Here is a 13,413-nt window from a genome sequence, read left to right on the forward strand (position 1 = left end):
CCAATATGTTGCGCCGATTCTGGCTGTTTTTCGCCCAGGCTGTCACCGTGGTGCTGGCCGTGTGGTTCGTCGTGGCCACGCTGAAACCCGAGTGGCTGCAGCGCGGGCGGGTGGCCGTGCAATCAGGCTCACCAATCGTGGCACTGAAGGAAGTGGTGCCGAGTGTGACGGGTTCCGCGGCCGAGGGCTCTTATAGTGACGCGGCGCGCCAGGCCATGCCTGCGGTGGTGAATATCTTCACGAGCAAGAACGGCTCGCGGCGGTCGCCCAATCCACAAACCGAGGATCCTTGGTTCCGGTTCTTCTTTGGCGACCGGCTGCCGGAGCGCCAGGAACCGGTGTCCAGCCTGGGCTCGGGCGTAATCGTCAGCGCCGAGGGTTATATTCTAACCAACCACCACGTGGTGGACGGCGCCGACGAAATCGAGATCGCCCTGACCGATGGGCGCAAGGCCAACGCCAAGGTCGTGGGTTCCGACCCGGAAACCGACCTGGCCGTGCTCAAGGTCACGCTCAAGGACCTGCCGGCGATCACGCTGGGCCGGATCGAGAATGTGAAGGTCGGCGACGTGGTGCTGGCCATCGGCAATCCGTTCGGGGTCGGCCAGACTGTGACGATGGGTATCGTCTCGGCGCTGGGCCGCAGCCACCTGGGCATCAACACGTTCGAGAACTTCATCCAGACCGACGCGGCGATCAACCCCGGCAACTCGGGCGGTGCGCTGGTTGACGCACAGGGCAACCTGCTCGGGATCAACACGGCGATCTACTCGCGCTCGGGTGGCTCGCTGGGGATTGGCTTCGCGATTCCTGTCTCGACGGCCAAGCAAGTGATGGAATCGATCATCTCCTCCGGCACGGTCACGCGCGGCTGGATCGGCGTGGAGCCGCAGGACCTGACACCCGAGATCGCCGAGTCGTTTGGGCTCGATGCCAAGGATGGCGCGCTGATTGCCGCCGTAGTCCAGGGCGGACCGGCGGACAAGGCTGGCGTGAAGCCGGGCGATGTGCTGGTGTCGGTCGATAACCAGGTGATCTCCGATACCACCGCGCTGCTCAATGCGATTGCGCAGCTCAAACCGGGGGCCGAGGCCAAGATGAAGGTGATCCGGCGTGGCAAGCCGGCCGAGGTCACGGTKACCATCGGGAAGCGCCCTCCCCCGCCACGGCGCGCAATGCCGCTGGATGAGGAAGAGTAGGACTGGCTGGAAGGTCGATCGGAAGCTGAAGGACTAGGTAGCCTGAATGTAAAAACCCCGCCGGGTAGCCGGCGGGGTTTTTTTGTTGGGGCGTGTGGGTCGATGGCCGATTGTCGAGATCGGGCGCCGAGGGCACCTCCGGCTGACCGCTGCAAGCCACGAGCAGGCCGTGCAGCGCGCGTCGCACAGCTCCCAGGTAGGGGGGCCTTACGGGACATGCCGATCAAGCCAGGGCACCTGGCATGCTATCAACCACCACCCCATCCCACACCACAAAACAAAACGCCGACATCCTTTCGGATGCCGGCGTTTTGAATCAAGCCGAATCTGATGCGGGCTTACACCCGCGTCAAATTAGAACTTGTGACGCACACCAACCACAGCGCCGAACTGGTTAGCCGAGCCGTTGGTCGTGCCGAAGCCCGAACCAGCAGCGCCCGAGCTACCCAGACCGAGGGTCGAGCCGTCCTTGTTCTTCGTGTAGGCCACGTTCAGGTAAGCGTCAGTGCGCTTCGAGAAGGCGTAGTCAGCCGAAGCCACGAAGCTCCACGGATCAGCACCCGACGAACGGAAGTCTTGGTAGTAAGCGGCGCCCGTCAGCGACAGAGCCGGGGTCAGCTGGTAACCCATGCCCAGCCAGTACAGGTTCGACACGTTGGCGTCGACCGTACCGTTTGCCAGCGTACCGCCCGGCAGACGAGCGTTCGACAGGGCGTGCGCGTAGCGGTAGCCAGCGAACACCTTAGCCGGACCGAAAGCGTACGTACCAGCCAGCGAAGCGCGTTGGATCTTGGCGCGCGTCGTGTCGATGCCCACACCCGTCGGGTTGCCCAGGTTGGTTTCGTCGAACACAGCACCGATCGAGAACGGGCCGCCTGCGTAGATCAGGCTTGCGCTGTACTCACGGCCGGTCTTGTACGAGCCCGGAACTTCGCCAGCAACGCCGGTGTAGGCGTTAGCCGTACCAACCGTGTTGGCGCCCGTGCTGTACAGCAGCGAGGCGGTCAGGCCACCGAACTTGCCGATGTACTTCAGCGAGTTGTCGGCGCGGCTGCTGAAACCAGCGTCTTGCGACGTGATCGAGTAGTTCGTCGAGATGGCCATCGGGTCGAAGGCCAGACCGAAGTCATAGAACKGGGTCTGGTGACGGCCCAGCGACAGCGTGCCGTAGTTGCTTTGCAGACCAACGAACGCTTGACGACCGAACAGACGGCCACCTTGGCCCGACGTACCGGTGTCAACGTTGAAACCGCTTTCCAGAACGAACACGCCCTTCAGGCCGCCGCCCAGATCTTCCACGCCACGCAGGCCCCAACGGCTGCCGGACATGTTGCCCGAGGTCAGGCGCACAACGTCGTGGCTACCAGCCACGTTCGGCTGGTGGTTCTGGTACTCGATACCAGCGTCAACCACACCGTACAGGGTTACGCTCGATTGGGCATACGCGCCACCGGCGGCCATGGCGGCAACGGCAGCTGCAAACAGTTTCATCTTCATATCGACACTTTCCTTGTCAACTGATTGGGAAATCTTGGTTGCCCAAGTGCTTGGGCGACGCATTAACCTTCACGTCTGCGTCGTATTATGTGACACCCCCCCTCCCCGCCAGAAGACTTTTTCGCCGTAAACACGGTTTACCAACGTGGTTTGTTGTCATCAAGCAACAACAAATGCAGCATTTTTCCCCATGTTGGTGCAAAACCGCCCATTCGGACGTGGCAGAAACATCTCCGTTACAAGTACCGGGGAACTCAGTCGGCGGGGTTTTCGCCCGGCGCGGGCGTACCAAGMGGCTGCTTGGTCACAAATCGGGCGAGCAACAGGCCCAATTCGTATAGCGCGATCAGCGGCACGGCGAGCAGCAACTGCGACATCACATCGGGCGGCGTCACCACGGCGGCGACGATGAAGGCCCCGACGATCACATACGGGCGGATCTGCTTCAGTTTCTCGAGTTCCACCACACCAAATCGCACGAGGACGATGACCACCACGGGCACCTCGAAGGTAATACCGAACGCCAGGAACGTCGTCATGGCGAAACTCAGGTATTTATCGATGTCCGTGGACATGTCCGCACCCAATGGCGCGTTGTAATGCGCCATGAAATGGAACACGGTGGGAAACACGAGGAAATAGGCAAACGCCACACCGCACAGGAACAGCAGGTAGCTGCTGCTCACCAGCGGCATGATCAGTTTCTTCTCATGCTGATACAGGCCCGGCGCCACGAACTGCCAGACCTGGTAGAGCACCCACGGCAGCGCGATCAGGAACGCCACGAGCATCGTCACCTTCATCGGTACGAAGAACGAGCCGGTGACATCGGTCACGATCATCCTGCCGCCCTTCGGCAGCGATTCCATCAGCGGCGCGGAGAACAGGTTGAAGATCTGCGGCGCCCAGTAGATCAGGCTGAGGAAGACGATGATGACCCCCGCCACCGCCTTGACCAACCGCTCGCGCAGCTCGATCAGGTGGGAGATGAAGGTTTCCTGCTGGGTTTCGTCGTTGGGGTCTTGGGAGGGGGAGTCGCTCATGGCGTAGCCGCTTCAGCCGTGCTGGCTGGCATCGTAGTTATCGTGGCGGCCGCCGCCAGCCTGCACGGCGGCGGGACGGCGCTGCACGGCATGGTTACTCGAAGAACGAGCGGGAGCGTCCGGTGGGCGGGCGATGCCGCTTCACGCGCGCGGCGCCTGACTGCACCCACACGCGCATGTTCTGCTGGCGCTTGAACCAGATCGGCCGCGCGCCCTGCTTGACGCGCCAGCTCTTGCGTCCGTTGTGCGACTTGTGCGCGGCGTCCCAGCTCGGCACGTAGCCGCCACCCACGCCGGGGCTGCCGGTGTCGGAAGCCGCTGTGTCGGTGCCGCCCAGGGCTTCGTTCAGCGCCTGGGACTGCTCGTTCACTTCCTTGTGGATCGTGCGCTCGACATCGCGCGCGGCGTCTTCGAACTCCGTGCGCATCTTGCGCAGTTCGTCCAACTCCACCTCGCGGCTGACTTCCGCCTTCACATCATTGATATAGCGCTGCGCGCGCCCGACGAGCGCGCCCACTGTGCGTGCCACCTTGGGCAGCCGTTCGGGACCGATCACGATGAGCGCCACGGCGCCTATCAGTGCCAGCTTGGAAATGCCGAGATCGATCATGCGGACATGGAGCCAGGGACACGAGAGGGGCGGGCCGACGCGAACGCGGCCGCCATGAGGAATTCAGGCAATTCGGCTTACTGCTGACGCGACTTGTCCTTCGCTTCCACGTCGATCGTGGTGGTATCGCGCAGTTCCTTGGCCGGGGCACCCGGCTCCTCGGCCGCGTTGCCATTGCCGTCCTTCATGCCATCCTTGAAGCCCTTGACCGCGCCACCCAGGTCGGTGCCGATATTGCGCAGCTTCTTGGTGCCGAACACGAGCATGACGATGACCAGCACGATCAGCCAGTGCCAAATGCTAAACGAACCCATTTCTTGCTCCTGATGAAGCCGCGGGCGATGGAGATTGGCCGCCCGGCCCCGTAGTTCCGTCCCTCAAAGGCCGCGTCGGGCGACGGTTGCCGACGCAGCACGTGGCCGGGACGCGAGTCCCGGTCCGCTGATACCCTGGCTGCCCCGATTGCTCAGGGCGCCGGTGCCTTCCACTGTTCGCGCGGGCCGCCGAGCACGTGGACATGAAGGTGGTAGACCTCCTGCCCGCCGTCCGGACCGGTGTTGATCACCGTCCGGAAGCCGTTATCGCAGCCGGCCTGGCGCGCCAGTTCAGGCACCTTGAGCATTATTCTAGCAAGCACATCCCCATCGCCGGGTCCGCAATCCGCCAGCGAATCGACGTGAGTCTTCGGAATTAGCAGGAAGTGTACCGGCGCTTTGGGATGGATGTCGTGAAACGCGAGCAGTTCGTTGTCTTCGTACAGCTTGTTCGACGGGATCTGCCCGGCCACGATCTTGCAGAAAATGCAATTGTCCTGAGATTTCATGACGTTTTTGTTGCGTGATGTCGGATCGTCGCGTTCTCAGAACTGCTGGTCCGGATACATGGGCTTGCGATCGTTCAGATACAGCCAACCCTTGACGATACGATACAGCATCCATAGTGACAACACGCACCACATCACCCAGGCTACCGGCGCCAGCAAAATCGTGAAGAACAGGACCCAGCTCAGCGCGAACCAGAGGATCGACCACCAGAACGTGCGGATCTGCCAGGCGAAGTGCGAGGCATACAGCGTGCCGCGCGTATCGTCGCGCTTCACGTAGTTCACCACGATCGCGATCAGCGCCGTGATCCCGCCCGTCAGCCAAAAAATGGCGTAGAGCGCATACAGGATATGCGTGAGCTTGCGCAGGCTGCTCAGCCTGTCGTCCTCAGCCGTGGTCGTGACTTGCGTGGTGGTGTCAGTCGCCATCGTGCCCTCCAGCGTCCGTTGCGTGCATTGCGCGCGGCGCGGGACGATTCCCGCGCCCACATGCGCATTATGCTACGCCTTGCGGCTCGCCTTCTCGGCCAGGCCGGAAAGTCCCTCGCGCCGCGCCAGTTCGCCCACCACGTCCGCCGGGCTCAGCCCGAAGCGGGACAGCAGCACCATGGTGTGGAACCACAGGTCGGCCACCTMGTAGACCACCTTGCCGGTGGCCTCGGCGCTCAGGCCGGCGGCGCGCGCGTCCTTGGCGGCCATCACGGTCTCGGTCGCTTCCTCGCCAATCTTCTTCAGGATGGCGTCGTCGCCCTTCTGGAACAGCTTGGCCACGTAGGATTTGTCCGGATCGCCGCCGTTCTCGGGCTTGCGGGACTCGAGCGTGGCGGCCACGCGCGCCAGCACGTCGGCCAGATCTGCCGGGACGGCGGGGTTCGGGGTGTCGCTCATGGTTATTTGGCGTAGATGGTGGAGGGGTCCTTGAGCACCGGCTCCACGGTCTGCCAGTCGCCCGACTCCACATCGCCCTCGAATTTCTGGAAGAAGCACGAGTGACGGCCCGTGTGGCAGGCGATGCTGTCCACCTGCGTCACCTTCAGGAGCACCACGTCCTCGTCGCAATCCAGACGCATCTCATGGACCTTCTGCACGTGGCCCGATTCCTCGCCCTTGTGCCAGAGCCGCTTGCGCGAGCGCGACCAGAACACGGCCTCGCCCAGCTCCACGGTGCGCTGGAGCGCCTCGCGGTTCATGAACGCGAACATCAGCACATMGTTCGAGCCGACTTCCTGGACGATCACCGGCACCAGGCCGTTGTCGTCCCACTTCACCTTGTTCAGCCACTTCTTCGCCATGATCACATCCGGACGGGAATGCCCTCGCGGGCCATGAATGCCTTGGCCTCACCTACCGTGTGCTGGCCATAGTGGAAGATGCTGGCCGCCAGCACGGCGTCGGCGTGGCCCAGGCGGATGCCGTCGGCCAGGTCCTGCAGGCCGCCCACGCCGCCCGAGGCGATCACCGGCACCGGCACCGCGTCGCTGACCGCGCGGGTCAGTTCGAGGTCGAAACCGCTCTTGGTGCCGTCGCGATCCATGCTGGTCAGCAGGATCTCGCCGGCACCGCGCGTGGCCATTTCCTTCGCCCATGCCACGGCGTCCAGGCCGGTGGCCTTGCGGCCGCCGTGCGTGAAGACTTCCCAGCGCGGCGGCTCGCCCGGCGCGGAACTGCGCTTGGCGTCGATGGCCACCACGATGCACTGCGAGCCGTACTTGCCCGTGGCATCGGATACCAGTTGCGGATTGGCGATGGCCGAGGAATTCACGCTGATCTTGTCCGCCCCGGCATTGAGCAGCCGGCGCACGTCTTCCACGGCGCGCACGCCGCCACCCACGGTCAGCGGAATGAACACCTGCGAAGCCACAGCCTCGATGATGTGGAGGATCAGGTCGCGGCCGTCGCTGGTCGCGGTGATGTCGAGAAAAGTGATTTCATCGGCACCTTGCTCGTCGTATCGGCGCGCGATCTCGACCGGGTCGCCCGCGTCGCGGAGTTCGACGAAGTTKACCCCCTTGACCACCCGCCCGTTGGTCACGTCCAGGCAGGGGATGATACGTTTGGCTAACATGGGTTTCCTTGCCGCCCGCCCCTTGCCGGGTGGCGGCGTGTTGCCCGGCGCACCCGCGCCGGGGCGGCTTACTCTTCGCCCAGCTTGTCCGCGCGCGCCTGCGCCTCGGTGAAGTTGAGGTCGCCCGAGTAGATGGCACGGCCGCAGATCACGCCTTCCACGCCTTCGCGCTCCACCGCGCACAGTTGCTCGATGTCGGTCAGGTTGGACAGCCCGCCGCTGGCGATCACCGGGATCGACATGGACTGGGCCAGCTTCACCGTGGCGTCGATATTGATGCCCTGCAGCATGCCGTCGCGGCCGATATCGGTGTAGATGATGGCTTCGACGCCGTAGTCCTCGTACTTGCGTGCCAGATCCGCCACTTCGTGGCCGGTCAGCTTGCTCCAGCCGTCGGTGGCGACCTTGCCGTCCTTGGCATCGAGGCCGACGATGATGTGGCCGCCGAAGGCCGAGCAGGCGTCCTTCAGGAAGCCGGGGTTCTTKACCGCCGCGGTGCCGATGATGACGTACGACAGCCCGTCATCGAGCCAGCGCTCGATGGTGTTGAGGTCGCGGATGCCGCCGCCCAACTGGACGGGGATCTCGTCGCCCACCTCGGCGATGATGGCCTTGATGGCGGCCTCGTTGCGGGGCTTGCCGACAAATGCGCCGTTGAGGTCGACCAGATGCAGGCGACGCGCGCCCTGGTTGACCCAGTGACGTGCCATGGCGGCGGGATCTTCGGAAAAGACGGTGGCCTGGTCCATGTCGCCTTGTTTGAGGCGTACACACTGACCGTCCTTCAGGTCGATGGCCGGAATGAGCAACATAAGCGTGACGAGCGTGGTGGTTGTGTAAAAGGAAAAAGGCAGCGATGCCGGCGCGAGCGCCGGTGGGCTCAGGTCATGTCAGTTTGGCAGTTGGATGCGCAGTCTGGTCGGTGGCTCTGAACGATCGCTGGTCAGTATCGGGGCGCTTCGGTTCTCGGGTGCTTCTCACGCGCTTCTCGGCGCGTTACGGATTCCAGTGCACGAAATTCCGGTAAAGCTGCAAACCCATCGCGGCGCTCTTCTCCGGGTGGAACTGCGTGGCGAAAATATTATCGCGTGCCACCGCGCTGGTAAACACGCCGCCGTAGTCGGTTTCGCCCGCGATGTGCGACGCATCCTGCGCGCGCACATAGTAACTGTGGACGAAATAGAACCAGCTATCGTCCGGAATGCCCTGCCAGAGCGGGTGCGCGCGCGACTGCCGCACGCGGTTCCAGCCCATTTGCGGCACCTTGAAGCGCGAGCCGTCGGGCTGCGTCAGCCCTTCCAGCTCGAAACGGACCACTTCGCCCGGCATCAGTGCCAGGCACGGCGTGGCCGCGTTGCCAGTGCGACTTTCGGTGCTACGGTCGAACAGCATCTGTTCGCCAACGCACACGCCGAGCATCGGCTTGCTCGCGGCCGCCTCCAGCACGGCCTCCTGCAACCCGGATGCGCCCAGCGCGCCCATGCAGTCGGGCATGGCGCCCTGCCCCGGCAGCACCACGCGGTCCGCCGCGCGGATGGCCTCGGGCCGATCCACCACCTGGACATCCGCTTCCGGTGCCGCGGCGCGCAACGCCTGCGCCACCGAGCGCAGGTTGCCCATGCCGTAATCCACAATTGCTATGGTAGTCATGATTTCAAAACAGGCAACAATGTCTTCAGCCCGTCCACAATGAACTCGACGGCCAGCGCCGACAGGATCAAACCCATCAGACGCGTGCCAATATTGATCCCGGTGCGCCCCATMACCCGTGCGATGGGGTCCGCCGCGCGGAACGTCAGGTACACCACGGCCCCCAGCAACACGCCAATCCCCACCAGCACCAGCGACTGCCACCAGTGCGCGGACTTGCCGGCATAGACAATCACCGTGCTGATGGACCCTGGCCCGGTCAGCAGCGGAATCGCCAGCGGCACCACCGCGATGCTTGCCTTGGCGTCAGCCTCGTCCTCTTCCTCGGGCGTGGCCTTGGTGCGGCTGGTCTGCGCGTTCAGCATGTTCATGGCCATCATGATCATGATCAGCCCGCCACCCACCTGCAACGACGCCACCGAGATATTGAAGAACTCGATGATCTGCTGCCCCAGCAGCGCCGAAACCGCCACCACGATCGCCACCGACATCGACGCCGTCTTGATGGTACGCAGCTTTTCCGCTTCCGTCTGCTGACTGGTCAGGCTGATGAAGAACGGGATCGCCCCGATCGGATTGATCAGCGCCAGCAGCGAGATAAAGGACTTGAGCGTATCCATCGGTTGCGGGGTCGGGTGAGCGTCAGCGGGCGCCGCAACCGGCCGGCACGCCTGCAGGTTCGGGTCGGGCCCGGCAGCGGGCCCCTCGCCTTATGCCTTAAAGCGTCCCTTTTGTCGATGGAATCGTGTTGCCCGCGCGCGGGTCAAGCTCCACCGCCATGCGCAGGGCCCGCCCGAAGGCTTTGAACACCGTTTCGCATTGATGGTGGGCATTGATGCCGCGCAGGTTGTCGATATGGAGCGTCACGCCGGCGTGATTGACGAAACCTCGGAAAAATTCGATGGTCAGGTCCACGTCGAAGCTGCCCACGCGGGCACGGGTGAACGGCACGTGGAATTCCAGGCCCGGGCGGCCCGAGAAGTCGATCACCACGCGCGACAGGCACTCATCCAGCGGCACATAGCTGTGGCCGTAGCGGGTGATGCCCTTCTTGTCGCCGATCGCCTTGGCCACGGCCTGGCCGAGCGTGATGCCGACGTCTTCCACCGTATGGTGGTCGTCGATATGCAGGTCGCCACGGGCCTCGACCTCGAGGTCGACCATGCCATGGCGGGCGATCTGGTCCAGCATGTGGTCGAGGAACGGCACGCCGGTGGCCAGCTTCTGGCGACCGGTGCCATCAAGATTCAGCGAAACGCGGATCTGCGTTTCCGAGGTATCGCGGGTGACCTCTGCTACACGCATGGTGGGGTTAATCCTGCAATGAAGCAGCAAATGCTTCAAGAAACTGCGCGTTTTCTTCGGGTGTGCTGACCGTCACGCGCAGACAGTTGGCCAGCAATGCGTGCATTTTACTCACGTTCTTGATCAATACCTTCCGCGCGAGCAGTCGGTCGAACGTCTGTGCTGCATCCGTCACGCGGATCAACAGGAAGTTGGCGGCGCTCGGGAACACCGTCACGCCCGGCTGGGCGGCCATGGCCTCGGCCAGCCGGCCGCGCTCGGCACGCAGCTGGGCCGCCTGCTCGTCGAGCACATCCACATGTTCGAGCGCGAACAGCGCGGTGGCCTCGGTCAGCACGTTGACGTTGTACGGCGGGCGCACCTTGTCCAGCTGCGCCAGCCACTCGGGCGCGCCGGCCACGTAGCCGAGGCGGATCCCGGCCAGGCCAAGTTTCGACACCGTGCGCATGACCAGCAGGTTGCCGAATTCGGTCAGGCGCGGCATCCAGCTTTCCTGGGCGAACGGCTGGTAGGCCTCGTCCACCACCACCAGGCTGTGGCAGACCTCGCCCTGGGCGGCACGGACGATGGCCTCCATGTCGGCCGCATCGAACAGGTTGCCGGTGGGGTTGTTCGGGTAGGCGAGATAGATGATGGCCGGCTTGTGCTCGGCCATGGCGGCCAGCATCGCGGCGCGGTCCAGCGTGAAATCGGCGCGCAGCGGCACGCCGACGAACGCCAGCCCGGCGAACTGCGCCGACATCGCATACATGACGAAACCGGGCACCGGGGCCAGCACCTTGGCGCCGGGGCGCGCGGCGGCCAGCGACAGCATGCTGATGATCTCGTCCGAACCGTTGCCCAGCAGCACGTCCATGCCGGCCGGCACGTCCATGACGTCGCGCAGCCGGGCGCGCAGCGCCTCGCTGCTCGGCACCGGGTAGCGGTTCAGCGCCACCTCGCCTAGCCGCGCGGCCAGCTGGTCGCGCAGCACGGGCGGCAGGCGGTACGGATTCTCCATGGCGTCCAGCTTCACCAGACCGTGCGAGTCCGCCACGTGGTAGGCGCCCATGGCGCGTACGTCGTCACGGATGATGCGTTCGATCAGGGAAGGGTCTACGGCCGACATGAAAAGTCCTTTTGGTTCAAAGCGTTGCGCGCACTGACATCAGCCGCGCTTGAAACGGTATTCCGCACTGCGGGCGTGGGCCTGGAGGCCCTCGCCATAGGCAAGTTCGGCGGCGATCTGGCCCAGCATCTGGGCGCCGGCTTCGCTGACCTCGATCAGGCTCGAGCGCTTCTGGAAGTCGTACACGCCCAGCGGCGACGAGAAGCGCGCCGTGCGCGAGGTCGGCAGCACGTGGTTCGGGCCCGCGCAGTAGTCGCCCAGCGACTCGCTGGTATAGCGGCCCAGGAAGATGGCGCCGGCGTGGCGGATCTTCTCGCTCCACTGGCGCGGATTCTCGGCGGAGATCTCCAGGTGTTCCGGGGCGATGGCGTTGGCGATCTCGCACGCCTCTTCCATATCGCGCACCTTGATCAGCGCGCCMCGGCCCGTCAGGGAGGCATGGATCACCTCGCGGCGCGGCATGGTCGGCAGCTGGCGGCGGATGCTCGCCTCCACGCGGTTCAGGTAGTCGGCGTCCGGGCACAGCAGGATCGACTGTGCCAGCTCGTCGTGCTCGGCCTGCGAGAACAGGTCCATCGCCACCCAGTCCGGGTCGGTGGTGCCGTCGCAGATCACCAGGATCTCGGACGGCCCGGCGATCATGTCGATGCCGACCGTGCCGAACACGCGACGCTTGGCCGCCGCCACGTAGGCATTGCCCGGGCCGACGATCTTGTCCACCTGCGGCAGCGTAGCCGTGCCGTAGGCCAGCGCGCCCACGGCCTGGGCGCCGCCGATCGTGAACACGCGGTCCACGCCGGCGATCTGCGCGGCGGCCAGCACCAGTTCGTTGCGCACGCCGCCGGGCGTGGGCACGACCATGACCACTTCCTTCACGCCGGCCACGCGGGCCGGAATGGCGTTCATCAGCACCGACGACGGATACGCGGCCTTGCCGCCCGGCACGTACAGGCCCACGCGGTCCAGCGGGGTCACCTTCTGGCCCAGCATCGTGCCGTCGGCCTCGGTGTATTCCCAGCTATGGCTGCCGCATTCGATCTTCTGCTTCTCGTGGTAGGCCCGCACGCGCGCGGCGGCGGCCTCCAGGGCGGCGCGGCGCTTCGGCTCCAGATCTTCCAGCGCCGCTTCCAGTTCGGACTGCGACAGCTCCAGCGCGCCCATCGAGGCCGCCTCCAGGCGGTCGAAGCGGCGCGTGTATTCGAGCACGGCCTCGTCGCCGCGCTGGCGCACATCGGCCAGGATCTCGKCCGCGGCACGGTCGATGGCCTCGTCCTCGGACGCCTCGAACGCCAGCACCTGGCGCAGCGCGTGCGCGAAGCCCGGCTCCGCCGCGTCCAGCCGGCGTATCGACAGGTTATCCATTTCGCTTTCGGTCATGACTTCCTTCCTCACGGGTCCCCGGGTGCGGCAATGCCTCAGGCGAGTGCCGCCGAGGCCCGTTCAAATGCTTCGAGAATCGGCGTGAGCCGTTCCCGCTTGAGCTTGAGCGCGGCCTGGTTGACCACCAGCCGCGACGAAATCTGCACGATCTCTTCCACTTCGACGAGGTTGTTGGCGCGCAGCGTGCCGCCAGTGCTCACCAGGTCGACGATGGCATCGGACAGGCCCACCAGCGGGCCCAGCTCCATCGAGCCGTACAGCTTGATCAGGTCGACGTGCACGCCCTTCTTGGCGAAGTGCTCGCGCGCGGTCTGCACATACTTGGTGGCCACGGCCAGCCGCGCGCCCTGGCGCACCGCGTTGGCGTAGTCGAAGCCGGCCGGCACCGCCACCGACATGCGGCAGCGGGCGATATTCAGGTCAATCGGCGCGTACAGCCCGGTCATGCCGGTTTCCATCAGCACGTCCTTGCCCGCCACGCCGAAGTCCGCCGCGCCGTACTGCACGTAGGTCGGCACGTCCGAGGCGCGCACGATGATCACGCGCACCGCCGGGTCCGACGTCGGCAGGATCAGCTTGCGCGACGTCTCCGGGTMCTCGGTCACGTGGATGCCGGCGGCCGCCAGCAGCGGCAGCGTCTCGGAAAAGATGCGGCCCTTGGACAGCGCCAGCGTAAGCTGGTCGGGCGAGGCGTTGAAAGCTGGGCTCATCGTACGTTCTTCAATTCGTCGTG

At 64.8% G+C, this 13,413-nt stretch carries 17 protein-coding genes; 1 reads left to right on the plus strand and 16 read right to left on the minus strand.

Annotated elements, in window-relative coordinates; translation table 11 throughout:
- Positions 1 to 5 precede the first annotated feature (5 nt).
- On the plus strand, positions 6 to 1,199 hold the full coding sequence (locus tag AC1EJR_RS18255) for a Do family serine endopeptidase (RefSeq protein ID WP_092299249.1): 1,194 nt from the start codon (positions 6 to 8) through the stop codon (positions 1,197 to 1,199).
- Positions 1,200 to 1,553: 354 nt separating this feature from the next.
- Here AC1EJR_RS18255 and AC1EJR_RS18260 read toward each other — a convergent pair whose 3' ends face one another.
- The 16 genes from AC1EJR_RS18260 to hisG all read right to left on the minus strand — a co-directional run bounded on the left by AC1EJR_RS18260 (position 1,554) and on the right by hisG (position 13,390).
- Positions 1,554 to 2,696 carry a porin gene (locus AC1EJR_RS18260; protein WP_477147354.1) on the minus strand — a complete coding sequence of 381 codons (1,143 nt, stop codon included), beginning with the start codon at positions 2,694 to 2,696 and terminating at the stop codon, positions 1,554 to 1,556.
- A 254-nt stretch (positions 2,697 to 2,950) separates the two neighbouring features.
- Positions 2,951 to 3,739, minus strand: a complete 789-nt coding sequence (tatC, locus tag AC1EJR_RS18265) for a twin-arginine translocase subunit TatC (protein ID WP_092299256.1) — start codon at positions 3,737 to 3,739, stop codon at positions 2,951 to 2,953.
- Between the two features lie 94 nt (positions 3,740 to 3,833).
- The gene (gene tatB / locus AC1EJR_RS18270) at positions 3,834 to 4,349 is read right to left on the minus strand and encodes a Sec-independent protein translocase protein TatB (protein ID WP_092299259.1); all 516 of its coding nucleotides are present in this window, start codon (positions 4,347 to 4,349) and stop codon (positions 3,834 to 3,836) included.
- 77 nt (positions 4,350 to 4,426) lie between these two features.
- Positions 4,427 to 4,663: a Sec-independent protein translocase subunit TatA gene (gene tatA / locus AC1EJR_RS18275; protein ID WP_092299262.1), complete on the minus strand. Its 237-nt coding sequence runs from the start codon at positions 4,661 to 4,663 to the stop codon at positions 4,427 to 4,429.
- Positions 4,664 to 4,815: 152 nt separating this feature from the next.
- Positions 4,816 to 5,172 carry a histidine triad nucleotide-binding protein gene (locus AC1EJR_RS18280; RefSeq protein ID WP_092299265.1) on the minus strand — a complete coding sequence of 119 codons (357 nt, stop codon included), beginning with the start codon at positions 5,170 to 5,172 and terminating at the stop codon, positions 4,816 to 4,818.
- A gap of 36 nt (positions 5,173 to 5,208) precedes the next feature.
- Positions 5,209 to 5,601: a DUF4870 family protein gene (locus AC1EJR_RS18285; RefSeq protein ID WP_092299268.1), complete on the minus strand. Its 393-nt coding sequence runs from the start codon at positions 5,599 to 5,601 to the stop codon at positions 5,209 to 5,211.
- A gap of 72 nt (positions 5,602 to 5,673) precedes the next feature.
- Positions 5,674 to 6,060 (minus strand): phosphoribosyl-ATP diphosphatase, encoded by a 387-nt coding sequence (locus tag AC1EJR_RS18290; protein WP_477147355.1) that lies wholly within the window; start codon positions 6,058 to 6,060, stop codon positions 5,674 to 5,676.
- A gap of 2 nt (positions 6,061 to 6,062) precedes the next feature.
- Positions 6,063 to 6,464, minus strand: coding sequence for a phosphoribosyl-AMP cyclohydrolase (gene hisI / locus AC1EJR_RS18295; RefSeq protein WP_477147356.1), 402 nt, complete (start codon positions 6,462 to 6,464; stop codon positions 6,063 to 6,065).
- Positions 6,465 to 6,466: 2 nt separating this feature from the next.
- A complete protein-coding gene (gene hisF, locus AC1EJR_RS18300; RefSeq protein WP_092299276.1) occupies positions 6,467 to 7,237 on the minus strand; it encodes an imidazole glycerol phosphate synthase subunit HisF in 771 nt (256 codons plus the stop codon).
- Between the two features lie 68 nt (positions 7,238 to 7,305).
- On the minus strand, positions 7,306 to 8,049 hold the full coding sequence (hisA, locus tag AC1EJR_RS18305) for a 1-(5-phosphoribosyl)-5-[(5-phosphoribosylamino)methylideneamino]imidazole-4-carboxamide isomerase (RefSeq protein WP_092299279.1): 744 nt from the start codon (positions 8,047 to 8,049) through the stop codon (positions 7,306 to 7,308).
- 184 nt (positions 8,050 to 8,233) lie between these two features.
- Positions 8,234 to 8,887, minus strand: a complete 654-nt coding sequence (gene hisH / locus AC1EJR_RS18310) for an imidazole glycerol phosphate synthase subunit HisH (protein WP_177219986.1) — start codon at positions 8,885 to 8,887, stop codon at positions 8,234 to 8,236.
- Positions 8,884 to 9,507, minus strand: coding sequence for a YchE family NAAT transporter (locus AC1EJR_RS18315; protein ID WP_092299282.1), 624 nt, complete (start codon positions 9,505 to 9,507; stop codon positions 8,884 to 8,886). Before AC1EJR_RS18315 ends, hisH begins: the two co-directional genes overlap by 4 nt.
- A gap of 97 nt (positions 9,508 to 9,604) precedes the next feature.
- Positions 9,605 to 10,192 (minus strand): imidazoleglycerol-phosphate dehydratase HisB, encoded by a 588-nt coding sequence (gene hisB, locus AC1EJR_RS18320; protein WP_092299285.1) that lies wholly within the window; start codon positions 10,190 to 10,192, stop codon positions 9,605 to 9,607.
- Positions 10,193 to 10,199: 7 nt separating this feature from the next.
- On the minus strand, positions 10,200 to 11,300 hold the full coding sequence (gene hisC / locus AC1EJR_RS18325; protein WP_092299288.1) for a histidinol-phosphate transaminase: 1,101 nt from the start codon (positions 11,298 to 11,300) through the stop codon (positions 10,200 to 10,202).
- 39 nt (positions 11,301 to 11,339) lie between these two features.
- On the minus strand, positions 11,340 to 12,677 hold the full coding sequence (gene hisD, locus AC1EJR_RS18330; protein WP_477147357.1) for a histidinol dehydrogenase: 1,338 nt from the start codon (positions 12,675 to 12,677) through the stop codon (positions 11,340 to 11,342).
- 38 nt (positions 12,678 to 12,715) lie between these two features.
- On the minus strand, positions 12,716 to 13,390 hold the full coding sequence (gene hisG / locus AC1EJR_RS18335) for an ATP phosphoribosyltransferase (protein WP_477147358.1): 675 nt from the start codon (positions 13,388 to 13,390) through the stop codon (positions 12,716 to 12,718).
- Positions 13,391 to 13,413 lie beyond the last annotated feature (23 nt).

This window comes from Cupriavidus sp. 05T42 (genome assembly GCF_056396345.1).